The 12,804-nt window shown below is 65.0% G+C and carries 11 protein-coding genes; 8 read left to right on the forward strand and 3 right to left on the reverse strand.

The features are described 5' to 3' along the window. Positions 1 to 43: 43 nt before the first annotated feature. The 3 genes from HY852_RS06565 to HY852_RS06575 form a co-directional block, all read right to left on the reverse strand. On the reverse strand, positions 44 to 1,570 hold the full coding sequence (locus HY852_RS06565) for a D-alanyl-D-alanine carboxypeptidase family protein (protein ID WP_291603581.1): 1,527 nt from the start codon (positions 1,568 to 1,570) through the stop codon (positions 44 to 46). Between the two features lie 186 nt (positions 1,571 to 1,756). Continuing rightward, positions 1,757 to 3,553 carry a glucan ABC transporter ATP-binding protein/ permease gene (locus tag HY852_RS06570; protein WP_291603582.1) on the reverse strand — a complete coding sequence of 599 codons (1,797 nt, stop codon included), beginning with the start codon at positions 3,551 to 3,553 and terminating at the stop codon, positions 1,757 to 1,759. An 84-nt stretch (positions 3,554 to 3,637) separates the two neighbouring features. Next, positions 3,638 to 4,648, reverse strand: a complete 1,011-nt coding sequence (locus HY852_RS06575; protein WP_291603610.1) for an ABC transporter substrate-binding protein — start codon at positions 4,646 to 4,648, stop codon at positions 3,638 to 3,640. A gap of 253 nt (positions 4,649 to 4,901) precedes the next feature. Here HY852_RS06575 and HY852_RS06580 point away from each other — a divergent pair, with 253 nt between their 5' ends. The 8 genes from HY852_RS06580 (at position 4,902) to HY852_RS06615 (ending at position 12,696) form a co-directional block, all read left to right on the forward strand. Next, on the forward strand, positions 4,902 to 5,384 hold the full coding sequence (locus HY852_RS06580) for a hypothetical protein (RefSeq protein WP_291603583.1): 483 nt from the start codon (positions 4,902 to 4,904) through the stop codon (positions 5,382 to 5,384). A 107-nt stretch (positions 5,385 to 5,491) separates the two neighbouring features. Continuing rightward, on the forward strand, positions 5,492 to 5,896 hold the full coding sequence (hisE, locus tag HY852_RS06585; protein WP_291603584.1) for a phosphoribosyl-ATP diphosphatase: 405 nt from the start codon (positions 5,492 to 5,494) through the stop codon (positions 5,894 to 5,896). A gap of 62 nt (positions 5,897 to 5,958) precedes the next feature. Beyond that, positions 5,959 to 6,540, forward strand: coding sequence for a YqaA family protein (locus tag HY852_RS06590; protein ID WP_291603585.1), 582 nt, complete (start codon positions 5,959 to 5,961; stop codon positions 6,538 to 6,540). A 92-nt stretch (positions 6,541 to 6,632) separates the two neighbouring features. After that, complete coding sequence (locus tag HY852_RS06595; RefSeq protein WP_291603611.1) at positions 6,633 to 7,157, forward strand: hypothetical protein; 525 nt, start codon at positions 6,633 to 6,635, stop codon at positions 7,155 to 7,157. Between the two features lie 116 nt (positions 7,158 to 7,273). Beyond that, a complete protein-coding gene (locus tag HY852_RS06600; RefSeq protein WP_291603586.1) occupies positions 7,274 to 8,242 on the forward strand; it encodes a nitronate monooxygenase family protein in 969 nt (322 codons plus the stop codon). An 8-nt stretch (positions 8,243 to 8,250) separates the two neighbouring features. Then, a complete protein-coding gene (locus tag HY852_RS06605) occupies positions 8,251 to 9,024 on the forward strand; it encodes a thioesterase family protein (protein ID WP_291603587.1) in 774 nt (257 codons plus the stop codon). A 121-nt stretch (positions 9,025 to 9,145) separates the two neighbouring features. After that, on the forward strand, positions 9,146 to 10,645 hold the full coding sequence (locus HY852_RS06610; protein ID WP_291603588.1) for an ATPase domain-containing protein: 1,500 nt from the start codon (positions 9,146 to 9,148) through the stop codon (positions 10,643 to 10,645). Then, entirely contained in the window at positions 10,642 to 12,696 is a 2,055-nt protein-coding gene (locus HY852_RS06615; protein WP_291603589.1) for an ATP-binding protein, read from the forward strand. The genes HY852_RS06610 and HY852_RS06615 overlap by 4 nt, the downstream gene beginning before the upstream one ends. The last annotated feature ends 108 nt before the right edge of the window (positions 12,697 to 12,804 follow it).

Genomic DNA, 12,804 nt, shown 5'->3' on the forward strand with positions numbered 1-12,804 from the left:
GCCGAACGGGCGCGCCTCGAGGCGTCGTCGTCGGCCGTCCGCGTTAACCGGCGGGTTTGGCTTCGCCGGTTGTGCTCTTGGCTCCCGGCTTGGCTGCGGGCTTTGCCGCCGCTTTCGGCTTGGGCGGGGGCTGATCGCCGCTTGCCGCAGGCTTTTCCGCCGGTTTGTGCGCGGCGTCGGGCTTGGCCGCGACCTGTTTGACCGAAGCAGGCTTGGCTGCCGGTTTGGTCTCTGACCTGGTCTCTGGCCTGGTCTCGGACTTTGCGTTCTTGCTGGCGTCCTTGGCCGTCGCGGTCCGGGTCTTGCCGTCGGTCTTGGTGTCGGTCTTGGCCTCAGTCTTGGCATCCTTCGCCGCGGCCTTTTCTCCGGCTTCCGGCTTCTTCGCGGCAAGGCGCGACTTCTTGCCGCGCGCATGTACCTGCTTGTCCTTGTCGGCATCGGCCGCGACGGCGGCAATCAGCGCTGCTCCGGATTTGGTCGGCCCGGTATAGACGGGAACGGGCTCGGCCGCGGCGGGCGCGGCAGCAAGCAATTCGGAAGCTCTCATCGCCGGTGGCTGCAACCCTGCCGAGAAAAAGCTGATCGCATTGTCGCCGTTGCCGGCAGCGGCACTGCTGATCAGCAAATCCTCGTCCTCGTCGCTGGCCGGACGCTTGCGCTTGCCGCTGCACATGTCCTCGCGCAGGTTGGGCGGCGAGGCGTCGACCGGTACTAGGTTGTCGACCGCGCCGAGCGAGGGGCGCAGCCACGACAGGGTTTCGCCGGAGAAGCCCCGCTCGAGCATCTGTGCCGCCTTGATCGCGCGCGTCTGGCCGGACGACGCGCCAAGCACGACCGCGATCAGTCGCTTTCCGTTGCGCGTCGCCGAAGCCACGAGGTTGTAGCCGGAGGCGCAGATGAAGCCGGTCTTGAATCCGTCCGCGCCCGGGTAGCGGCCGATCAGTCTGTTGAAGTTCGGCATCACCCTGCGGCCGAAGCGGATCGCTGGAATGTGCATGAAGTACTCGTATTCGGGCAGATCGCGCAGGACGGCACGCGCCAGGATGGCAAGATCGCGCGCCGAGGTGATCTGACCGTCGGCGGGAAGCCCGTTCGGGTTGACGTAGCTCGTCTGCGTCATGCCGAGCTTCCGAGCGGTCTGGTTCATCATCGCCGAGAACCCGTCGACCGAGCCGCCGACCCCCTCGGCGAGCACCACGGCCATGTCGTTGGCCGACTTCACCATCATCATCTTGAGCGCGTTGTCGACGGTAATCTGGGTGCCCGGCCTGAAACCCATCTTTGACGGCGACTGGGAAGCGGCGACCGGAGAGACCGTCAGCAGAGTGTCGAGCGCGATTTTTCCGTCCTTCACCGCCTTCAGGGTGACATACGCCGTCATGATCTTGGTGACCGAGGCGGGATACCAGGGATAGGTCGCGTTCTCCGCCTGAAGCACCTTGCCGGTATCGGCTTCGACCAGCAACAGCGCTTCGGCCCTTGCGGCCGACGGAGCGACGAGCGCCAGCGCGGCAGTCATCAGCAACAGATTCAACGGAGATCTGCGAAGCAGCGGGCGAAGAAAATGCACTATCCGATTCCGGTTCTTCGAGAGCCGTCGGCAACGACGGTTCACCATGTGAGGTTCGGGCTTGAAGCGTGTCCGGGGCCGCCGCCGCGGCGGCTGCAAAGTATACCGGCTCGTTCGTCGAGAACAGGGGCTTGAGCGACAAATTCAAACAGGAAACAGGCTGAATTTCGACGGTACAAAAATCCCTTAGCCCTTGACAGGAGCGCGAGCGGCTTCATGCGGCAGCATGCTGGCCCGGGCGTTTTCCTGCACCATGAACTGGGCCTTCGCCAGTTCGGCAAAACGGCCGCCTTTTGCGACCAGTTCGTCGAAAGTTCCGCTTTCGATCACGCGCCCGCTGTCGAACATCAGGATGCGCGTGGCGTTGCGGATGGTCGAGAGCCGGTGGGCGATCACGAAGGTGGTGCGTCCCTTCATCACCTCATCCAGCGCGGTATTGACCTTTGCCTCGGTGACCGCATCGAGCGCGCTGGTGGCCTCGTCCAGGATCAGGATCGGGGGGTCCTTGAGCAGGGCGCGTGCGATCGACAGCCGTTGCCGTTCGCCGCCGGACAGCATCCGCCCGCGCTCGCCCGCATTGGTCTCGAAGCCGCGTTCGCTGCGCTCGATGAACTCCAGCGCTTGCGCCCGCTGGGCCGCGAGCCGCAATTCATCCTCGGTCGCGTCGGGCTTGCCGGCGCGCAGGTTGTCCGCGATCGAGCGGTTGAACAGGAGCGCCTCCTGGAACACCACGCCGATGTTTCGCCGCAGCGCGCTCAGCTTCAGCCCGCGCACGTCCATGCCGTCGATGTTGATGAAGCCGGATTGCGGATCGAAGGCGCGATGCAGAAGCGCGATCGCGGTCGACTTGCCGGCGCCGGTCGGTCCGACCAGGGCAATGGTCTGCCCGGGCAGCGCCGTGAAGGAGAGGTCTTCGACCGCAGGCCGCTTGCCGTCATAGGAGAACGTCACGTCCTTGAACTCGACCAGGCCCGACAGCCGGCCGGCATCGATGGCGTCGGGACGGTCGCGGACAGCCGGCACCGCATCCAGCACGTTGAAGAACTCGCGCAGCCGTGGCGCCTCCATGAACACGTTGTTGATGAAGCTCACGACCTGTTCGAGCTTCTGGATCAGCAGCGTCGCGAAGCTGACGAACATCACGATCTCGCCGACCGTCGTCAGGCCCTGGCCGTGCAGCGCGATGCCGACGGTGAAGATGGCGAGCACGGTGATGGTGGTCGAGGCGCGGGTGATCACGGTGACCAGCGCCCACCAGGACAGGACCGGCATCTGCGCCGCCAGGACCTGGTCGGCCACGGAACGCAAGCCCTGCACTTCCGCTTCGATGCGCACGAAGCTCTGCACCAGCGCCACGTTGCCGAGCGCGTCCGAGGCGCGGGCCGAGAGGTCGCTATAGTGCTCCTCGACCGCCATCTGCATGCCGTAGGTCCTGCGCACCACGAAGGTGGTCAGTGCGGTGAAGACGATGCAGAGCACGAAGAGAAGGATCGCCAGGCGCCAGTTGAGATAGAGCGAGAGCGGCAGGAGCACCAACACCGACAGGATCGCGGCGAAATGCTCGCGGAAAAAGCCGAGCCACAGCCGCCACAGCGCGTCGGTGCCATTGAGCATCACCTTCATCAGCCGGCCGGAATGGGTGCCGGTGTGAAAGGTAAGGGGCAGTTGGAGGATGTGCTCGAAATAGCCGGTCAGCACCTCCTGGCGCTGTCGGTGCGCCAGCCGGTCCGCATAGAGCGCGACCGCGGCGCTTGCACCGATGGTGAACAACCCGAACGCCACCCATGCGATCAGGAAAGGCCAGGCCGAAGGGGAGCCGGCCACCGCCTTGCCCGACAGCACGTCGACGATGCGGCCGAACAGCACCGGCTCCGCGAATTGCGCGGCTGCCAGGAGCAGGTTGGCCACGGCGAGAACCCAGCCCAGCCGGGCTTCCTTTCCGAGAAGCTCGAGGACGCGGGTATAGAGGGTGAGCATGGACATGCGATCGCGGACTCAGGTGATGCTGGCCGGCCGCATTCTAACCGGGGATCGCCGGCAAGATACAGCGGAAGCTTTGCGTTGTACTCAATTGATCAGCCGGCCGGCGACCGGGGGCAGGAATGACTCATCGAAAATATCGGCCGCGGTGGGGCGCTTCTTGAACTTGTAGTCTTCCGCAATCTGGTCGATCGAGCGCTCGAGCCGGATCGGATCGAGCGCGCCGAGGCCGTTGCGTCGGACCTCCGCGGTCAGGACGTTGTCCGCAAGCACGGTCTTCAGCCGCTCCAGCTCGAGATCGCGCGCGCCGTTTTCCATTCGACCGACGACATCGTCCACTGCGCGCTCGGGCTCTTTGACGGTAACGTGGATGCCCGCGATCAGGGCGCGGACAAAGCCTTTCACGGCATCGGGGCGGCTGGCGGCGAAGGCGGGATTGGCGATCACCGCAAAGCCATAGGCTTCGCAACCGAAATCGGCATAGCGAAGCACCACGAGGTCGCTCGCCGGAACGCCGCGGTCGCGCAAATTGACCGCGGAGAGATACGAGAAGCCGGTCACAGCGTCGACCTGGCCGGCGGAGAGGATCGGTTCGCGCACCGCCGCGCTCATCCTGAAGAATTTGACGTGCGCGGCGTTGATGCCGTTCTGGCGCGCAACAGCCGGCCACAGCCGGATCGAGAGGTCGCTGTCCGCGACGCCGACCGTCTTGCCGTCGACGTCGACGAGCGTGTGGATGCCGCGGCTCTTCCGCGCCACGATGGCGTAGGGAGAGCGGTTGAACAACACGAACACCGCCTTGGCCGGCGTTCCTTCCGCCTTGTCGTGCGCGCGGATCAGTTCATTGAGGTCGACCAGAGCGAGATCGGCATCGCCCTTGGCTACGCGCGCGATCGCCTCCGTCGAGCCGGCTGCCTGATTGAATGTGACGGCCAGATGCTGTGCGCCGAACAACCCTCGGCTCGCGGCCACGATGAATGGCGCGATGCTCGAATCCAGCGGGCGATCGAAGGTGAACTGGATCGCGACCGGCTGCTTCTCCTCGGCCGCCAGGAGCGGCGTTGTGGCCGCGAGACACGCCAGCGCGGAGAGGCCCATGCATTGAGCCAATCGGCGGCGGGAGACCATGGTGGGGCGAATACGCATGGGCAACTCGACGGCTGCTTTGGTTATTTGGTCGATGACGCCGGAAGAGCCGGCCGGGGCATTGTGAACAATCAAACCTGAACGGTCCATGAGCAGGATGCGTCACGATTTCGCAATCCGGGCCTGCGCGGGGGCTTGGGAACCCAAGATGTAAGCGGGGGTTGATTGGAGGAGCCTGCTCGCAGGCGGATAGGAGATCCTGGATATGTTTGCCCCAACAGCCCCGTTGTTCCCCATCGGCCGTATGGCCGCCGTTGCTTCTGTTGCCGCATTGATGGTGAGCTCTGTCGAACCGTCGAAAGCCGATGCGGCCTCAAAGGCATCGTCGTCAGGACCGGCTGCTGTGACCGCGACAGGCGAGAGCACCGCCACCGACTTCAGTGCGCGTCGCAGGGGATACGGTGGTGCCGCGGCTGCCGCGGCATTTGCCGGCGTCGTTGGCACCGGGCTTGCGATCGCCGCAGCCCAGAATCGGGCCGCTTACGGCTATTATGACGGCTACTATGGCGGGCCGGTCTACTACGGTGGTGGTCCGTACTACGGTGGTGGTCCGTACTACGGTGGTGGTCCGTACTATGGCGGTGGTCCGTACTATTACGGCATAGGGCCGAACTACCCCTACCAGAGCTATGGCGGCAGCAGTCCCTATGAGTACTGCGGACAAGGATACATGACCAACTGCTGGTAACCTTAAGACCGTGACGCAACCGGCGCGCGATGGCGCGCCGGCCTATTTTTTGCTTTTATTGTCGGGGGTTAACACGGTTGTTGTTTTCATGATCTATTTTGCCCGCCATGAGTGATTCGATCGAACGGCTCTACTCGGCGGTGCTTGCCGCCCGGGATCTTGATCCGGGGTCCTCGCGGACGGCCAAGCTGATTCAGCGCGGCCCGACCAAGATGGCCAAGAAACTGGCCGAGGAAGCCATCGAGGTTGTGATCGACGCCATTCATGGCAACCCCGACGCGGTGATCCGCGAGAGCGCCGATCTGCTCTATCATCTCACCGTCTTGTGGGCTTCGGCGGGCATTCGCCCCGACGACGTCTGGCGCGAGATGGCCCGGCGCGAAGACCTGCTCGGTATTGCCGAGAAGGTGCCGAAATCGCCGCCGAAGGGGCCCAAGATGGCCGCGCCCGGCATGGCTCCCCGGCGGCCAATTGTCGCGCTCGAACGCCCCGCCGTCCGCAAGCGGTCCTGAGCGGGCAACAATTTGCCCATTCTCGCCATGGACAAATCCGTCCCACGATGGTTCATCGCGGCATGCTGAAACGGATCTACGACTGGTGTATCGACGCCGCTCATAAGCCTTACGCGCTCTGGATCATGGGTGCGGTATCGTTCGCGGAGAGTTCCTTCTTTCCGGTGCCGCCGGATGTGATGCTGATCCCGATGTCGCTGGCGCGGCCGCAGCGGGCCTGGGTCTATGCCTCGGTCTGCACCGCGACGAGCGTGCTGGGCGGCCTTGTCGGCTACGCGATCGGGGCGCTGCTCTACGACTCGCTCGGGCACTGGCTGATCCAGCTCTATGGCCTCGGCGACAAGGTGGAGGCCTTTCGCGCGTCCTATGCCGAATGGGGCGCGGTGATCATCCTGGTCAAAGGCCTGACACCGATCCCCTACAAGCTCGTCACCATCACCTCGGGATTTGCCGGCTACAATCTCTTCCTGTTCACCGTGTGCTCGATCATCGCGCGCGGCGGACGCTTCTTCGTGGCCGCGATCCTGCTGAACCGCTATGGCGACTGGATACGCGTCAGGATCGAACGGCACCTCGGTTTGTGGGTGGCGATCGGTGCCGTCGTGCTCGTGCTGGGCTTTGTGATCGCGGTCAAGCTGATCTGAGCGGGGCATGATTGCTTGGTCCTTGCTCCGGCTTCGGCTAGTTTGACGGCATGATGGGGCGGCCGACGAAGTTCGTGGTGCCATTCAGAACGATGTTCACGGCGCTTGCCGCGCTGGCCGTGCTGCTGGGCATGGTCGAGGCCAGCCGGCCGCAGTCGGCCGCGCCGCCCGCCCCAGGCGTGCAGGAGGCGACGCCGCAAGCTGCGCCGCAGCAGGGTGCGCAAGCTCCCGCGCCGCCGGCGGGCGAGGAGAATCCGGGACTGATCAACGAAATGGGCAAGCTGTTCGGGAAGATTCTTCCGCCGATCAAGAGCCCGAGCGAGACCATCGACGATCTCAACGCGCGCGCCAAGGATGCCGGCGAGGCGCTGTCGCGTCTCGCCAAACCCGCCATGATGGTGTCCGGCCGCGTGATCTGTCCGGCATCCGTGAACGGCGCGCCGGACTGCAAGGCGGGCGCCGACAACCTTTGCCAGAGCAAGGGCTACAAGGAAGGCAAGAGCCTCACCGCCGATTCCGCCGAAACCTGCTCGCCCAAGGTCTTGATCCCGGGCCGGCAGCGCAAGCCGGACGACTGTCGTACCGACACCTACGTCACCCGCGCGCTTTGCCAGTAGCGCCTAGACGCAAGCTAATCGGGCCGGTGCAATTGCTTTGTTGATATGATGTCTGGCATCTTTGGCCCGGCCCCTTCCTCCCGCGTTTTCGCGCCACGAAAAAGGATTTTGCGTCGATGTCCATGCCTGCCTTGTTCAAGGGGCGTTTGTCGATTCCGGTGATCGCTTCGCCGCTGTTCATCATCTCGGTGCCCGATCTCGTGATCGCGCAATGCAAGGCGGGCGTGGTCGGCTCGTTTCCGGCGCTGAATGCGCGCCCGGCGGCGCTGCTCGATGAGTGGCTGGCGCGCATCAACGAGGAGCTCGCTGCCTACGACCGCGCGCATCCGGAGCGGCCGTCGGCGCCGTTCGCCGTCAACCAGATCGTGCACAAGTCGAACAACCGGCTCGACCACGACATGCAGCTTTGCGAGAAATACAAGGTGCCGATGATCATCTCCTCGCTTGGCGCGCGCGAGGAGCTGAACCAGGCGGTGCATCGCTGGGGCGGCATCGTCTTCCACGACGTGATCAACCAGAAGTTCGCTCACAAGGCGATCGAGAAGGGCGCCGACGGCCTGATCCTGGTCGCCGCCGGAGCGGGCGGCCACGCCGGCACGCTGTCGCCGTTCCCCTTCGTGACCGAAACAAGGCAATGGTTCGACGGTCCGATCGCGCTCTCGGGAGCCATTGGCAGCGGCAAGGCGATCCGGGCCGCGCGCATTCTTGGCGCCGACTTCGCCTACATCGGTTCGGCCTTCATCGCGACCAAGGAGGCCAACGCGGTCGAGCGCTACAAGGAGATGATCACCTCTTCCGCGGCGGAGGACATCGTCTATTCCAACCTGTTCACCGGCGTGCATGGCAACTACCTCAAGCCGTCGATCATCGCGGCCGGCATGGATCCGGACAATCTGCCGACGTCCGATCCTTCCAAGATGAATTTCGGCACCGACGCGTCGGGCGAGCGCGCCAAGCCGAAGGCGTGGAAGGAGATCTGGGGAAGCGGGCAGGGCATCGGCAGCGTCGACAAGGTGGTGCCGGCGGCCGAGCTGATCGCGCGGCTGAAGAAGGAATACGACGAAGCCACAGATCCGCCGCTGTGAAAGAGCCGATGAACGCCATCTATCGCGTCGACGGAAACCGCGTTCTGACCAGCCCCGATGCGGCAGGTCCCTGGGATCCGGGCATGCAGCACGGCTCGGCGCCGGCTTCGCTGGCGGTGTGGGCCGCCGAGCGCGTGCCGACGCCGGTGCCGATGACGGTCGCCCGCGTCACCATCGACCTGATGCGCCCGGTGCCGCTGGCGCCGCTCACGATCGAAACCGAGACGCTGCGCGAGGGCCGCAAGATCCAGCTTTGCGGCATCCGCCTGTTCGCCGACGGTGTGCTCGTGGTCGGCGCGACCGTGTTGAAGATCAAGACGCAGGATCTGAGCCTGCCGCCGCATATCGGGGAGCCGCCGCTCGAGCTGCCGCGGCCGGAGCAGTCGCTGGTCGAGCCGGGCGACCTTGCGGGCAGCCCGTTCGTGAAGGGAATCTCGCTGCGCGCCGCGCGCGGCCGTTTCGGCCGGCCCGGTCCCGGCGCGATCTGGTTTCGCGTCGACAAGCCGCTGATCGAAGGCTCTGGCATCTCGCAGGCCATGCGCGCGGTGGTCGCCGCCGATTTCTCCAACGGCACCGCCTCGACGCTCGATTTCCGCCACTGGACCTTCATCAACGCCGACCTCACCGTGAGCTTCGCGCGCCAGCCGGTCGGCGAATGGATCCTGCTCGACGGCGAATCCTGGATCGGCCCCAACGGCGCCGGGCTGGCGATGTCGCGCCTTGCCGATCAACGCGGCTATTTCGGCCGCGCCGTGCAGAGCCTGGTGATCGAAAAACGATAGTCGGATGCGGCGCTGCCCGGCCACTGGCCTGCGCACGCCCAGGAGTTCTTTTCCTCCAAAAAGAGGCCCTTGAAGGGAACTGCACGCAGCAGGCGCGGGTTTACCCCCGTTAGGGGGTCCTATGGACTTCGACCAAGGCGCTGCTCAGAAAACCAGGACCGGCGTGTGGGGGCTGGACGACATCCTGTCGGGCGGCTTTTCACGCGGGCATGTCTTCCTGGTGGAGGGCGCCCCAGGGACCGGCAAGACCACGCTGGCGCTGCAATACCTGCTGGAGGGCGTCAAATCCGGCGAGAAGGGCCTCTACATCACGCTGTCGGAGACAGAGCGCGAGCTGCGCGAAAGTGCCGCTTCGCATGGCTGGATCTTGAAGGACGGCCTCGACATCTTCGAGTTGCTGCCGCCGGAGAGCCTGCTCGATTCGGAGCAGCAGCAGAGCCTGCTCTACTCCTCCGACCTCGAGCTCGGCGAGACCACCAAACAGATATTCGAAGCGGTCGAACGCTCGCGCGCAAGCCGGGTCGTGCTGGACAGCCTCTCCGAAATCAGGCTGCTGGCGCAAAGCTCGCTGCGCTACCGCCGGCAGATACTCGCCATCAAGCACTACTTCGCGAAGTTCGGCACCACGGTGCTGCTGCTCGACGATCTGACGGCCGAGACCGCCGACAAGACGGTCCACAGCGTCGCGCATGGCGTGGTCCGGCTCGAAGAGCTGGCGCCGGACTATGGCGCGGAGCGCCGGCGAGTGCGGGTGATCAAATATCGTGGCGTGAAGTTCCGCGGCGGCTATCACGACGCGACCATCACGACCGGCGGCATGAACGTGTTTCCGCGGCTGGTCGCATCCGAATATCGTTCGGATTTCACACGGAGCATGATGGCAAGTGGAGTTCCCGGGCTCGATCAGCTGCTCGGCGGCGGCATCGAAGCCGGATCGAGCACGCTGATCCTGGGGCCTGCGGGAACCGGCAAATCCCTCGTCGCCATCGTCTTCCTGATCGCGGCGATCGCGCGGGGCGAGAAGGGCGCACTTTTCGCGTTCGACGAGGAACTCGGGCTGTTGTTTGCGCGGATGAAGGGATTGGGTTTCGATCTGCCGGCGCTGCAACGCAGCGGCCAGCTCTTCGTCGAACAGGTGGATGCCGCAGAGCTGTCGCCCGGCGAATTCGCCCACCGCGTTCGCAAGCGCGTGGATGAAGATCGAATCCGGACGGTGGTGATCGACAGTCTCAACGGCTATCAGTCGGCGATGCCCGCAGAGAACTCGCTGATCCTGCACATCCACGAATTGCTGCAATACCTGAACCGCCGCGGCGCGGCCACGTTCATGACCGTAGCGCAGCACGGTCTCGTCGGGGACATGAAGGCACCGGTCGATGTCACCTATCTTGCGGATACGGTGATGCTGCTGCGCTATTTCGAGGCTGTCGGAAGCGTGCGGCGCGCCATCTCGATCATCAAGAAGCGGACCGGCGCGCACGAGCCGACGATCCGCGAATACCGGATCGACAGCCGCGGGCTTACGATCGGCGCTCCGCTCGATGACTTCCAGGGCGTGCTGCGGGGCATTCCGGTCTATATCGGGGAAGCGCAACCGCTGCTCGAGGAGCCGTCCTCGTGAGGCGCGGGCCTTCGTCGGAACGGACGATCATCCTGGCGCCGGTCGGACGCGATGCCCAGGTCGCGGCCGCGTTGATCGGAGAAGCAGGTTATCAAGCCGACATCGCCGGCGATCTTCCGACGCTGCTGGGAGAAGTCGAGTCGGGTGCCGGTCTCGCCGTCATCGCGGACGAGGCAATCAAGACCGCGGATCTGCGCGGAATGATGCGCTGGCTCAACGAGCAGCCCCCGTGGTCGGATTTTCCGATCGTGCTGTTGACGCGCCAGGGTGGGGGGCCGGAGCGCAATCCCGACGCGATGCGGCTTGGACACATCCTCGGCAATGTCACCTTTATCGAGCGCCCCTTCCATCCGACGACGCTGGTCAGCGTCGTCGGCTCCGCCGTGCGGGGCCGCCGCCGTCAATACCAGACGCGTGCAATTCTCGAACATCTGACGGAGAGCGAAAGCCTGCTGCAGACGGCGCTCGACGCAGGAAATCTGGGTGCCCTGGAGTTGCATCTTCCGGGCTTCGAGCTGGAAGCTTCCGCCACCTGCAAGGCCTCGTTCGGACGCCTGCCAAGTGAGCCCTTGTCCTATGCCGACGTGTTGGCATCCGTTCATCCCGACGATCGGGAGCGACGCCGGGAGGCACTGGAGCGGGCAATCAGCGCCGGTACGGACTACAGCATCGAGTATCGCAATATCTGGCCGGACGGCTCGCAGCATTGGGTCGATGTCCGCGCCCGTCCGGTCCGTGGCCGGGACGGCAGCATTGCATCCCTCGTCGGGGTTTCCTCCGATATTACCGCGCGCAAGCGTGCCGAGATCGAACGCGAGACTTTGCTCTCACAACTGGCCGCCGAGCGGACCGCGCTGGCCGAGCTCACGGCCACGCTGGAACAGCGGGTCGAGCAGCGAACGGCCGACCTGATGAACGAGGTTGCCGCGCGCGAAAGGGCGCAGGAGCAGCTGCGCCAGGCACAAAAGATGGAGACCATTGGGCAGCTCACCGGTGGCGTGGCGCACGATTTCAACAACCTGCTGATGGCGGTCATGGGCAATCTCGAACTCCTGCGCAAGCGCATGCCGGACGATCCGCGCCTGCACCGCCTGATCCACGGTGCGCTGCAGGGCGCCGAACGCGGCGCGTCGCTGACGCAGCGGCTCCTGGCATTTGCGCGACAGCAGGATCTGAAGGCGGAGCCGGTGGACCTGTGTGCCCTGGTCAAGGGTATGGTCGAACTGCTGGAGCGTTCGCTGGGACCACGCGTTGTGTTGAAGCTCGATCTGCGGCAGGCATTGCCGCCGGCCCGGATCGACGCCAATCAGCTCGAGCTCGCGGTTCTCAACCTTGCGATCAACGCCCGGGATGCGATGCCTGATGGCGGGACGATCGAGATCAAGGTCTCCGAATGCCGGATCGACGGCGACAGCACGCTGGCGCCCGGCTCTTACCTCGAACTCTCCGTCATCGACACCGGCACGGGCATGCCGCCCGAGATCCTCAAGCGCGCCATCGAGCCTTTCTTCTCGTCCAAGCCGCTTGGGAAGGGTACGGGCCTCGGCCTGTCGATGGTGCATGGGCTTGCCGTGCAGCTCGGCGGCGCCCTGCAGCTCGCGAGCACTTTAGGAAAGGGCACCACTGCGACGCTGCTGTTGCCGGTCGCGACGTCGGCGCCCATGACTGAGAGGCGGGTCTATGCGCCGCAGAAGGTCCGGCGATCGGCGGTGATCCTGTTCGTTGACGATGATCCCCTGATCGCAATGTCGACCACGGAGATGCTGGAAGATCTCGGGCATCGCGTGATCGGAGCCAGTTCCGGCCGGCACGCACTCGACATCCTGAAAAGCGACCAGCCGATCGACCTGATGATGACCGATCACGTCATGCCCGGCATGACCGGCCTCGAGCTCGCGGCAGCTTCGCGGCAGCTGCGGCCATCGCTGCCGATCCTGCTCGCGACAGGATACGCCGAATTGCCGGAGGGCACTCAGATCGACGTGCCGCGGCTGGCGAAACCGTATCATCAGGACCATCTGCGCGACCGTCTCGATCAATTGCTCAGCTAGTCTGCCGGCCCGGCCGATCAGGTCGATCGCGCCCCGGTAGCTCAGCGATCCGCCCGGCCAGCTGAAGGCGGTGCGCGACGGTAGCGTGCCAGCGTCCGCAGCGTCTGC

It is taken from the genome of Bradyrhizobium sp. (assembly GCF_016213215.1).
GTDB lineage: Bacteria > Pseudomonadota > Alphaproteobacteria > Rhizobiales > Xanthobacteraceae > Bradyrhizobium.

Excerpts from the sequence above, each read along its gene's own strand:
- HY852_RS06610 (WP_291603588.1), top strand. The coding sequence starts at position 9,146 with ATGGACTTCGACCAAGGCGCTGCTCAGAAAACCAGGACCGGCGTGTGG.
- HY852_RS06580 (WP_291603583.1), top strand. The coding sequence starts at position 4,902 with ATGTTTGCCCCAACAGCCCCGTTGTTCCCCATCGGCCGTATGGCCGCC.
- HY852_RS06590 (WP_291603585.1), top strand. The coding sequence starts at position 5,959 with ATGCTGAAACGGATCTACGACTGGTGTATCGACGCCGCTCATAAGCCT.
- HY852_RS06605 (WP_291603587.1), top strand. The coding sequence starts at position 8,251 with ATGAACGCCATCTATCGCGTCGACGGAAACCGCGTTCTGACCAGCCCC.
- HY852_RS06600 (WP_291603586.1), top strand. The coding sequence starts at position 7,274 with ATGTCCATGCCTGCCTTGTTCAAGGGGCGTTTGTCGATTCCGGTGATC.
- HY852_RS06570 (WP_291603582.1), bottom strand. The coding sequence starts at position 3,553 with ATGTCCATGCTCACCCTCTATACCCGCGTCCTCGAGCTTCTCGGAAAG.
- hisE (WP_291603584.1), top strand. The coding sequence starts at position 5,492 with ATGAGTGATTCGATCGAACGGCTCTACTCGGCGGTGCTTGCCGCCCGG.
- HY852_RS06595 (WP_291603611.1), top strand. The coding sequence starts at position 6,633 with ATGTTCACGGCGCTTGCCGCGCTGGCCGTGCTGCTGGGCATGGTCGAG.
- HY852_RS06575 (WP_291603610.1), bottom strand. The coding sequence starts at position 4,648 with ATGGGCCTCTCCGCGCTGGCGTGTCTCGCGGCCACAACGCCGCTCCTG.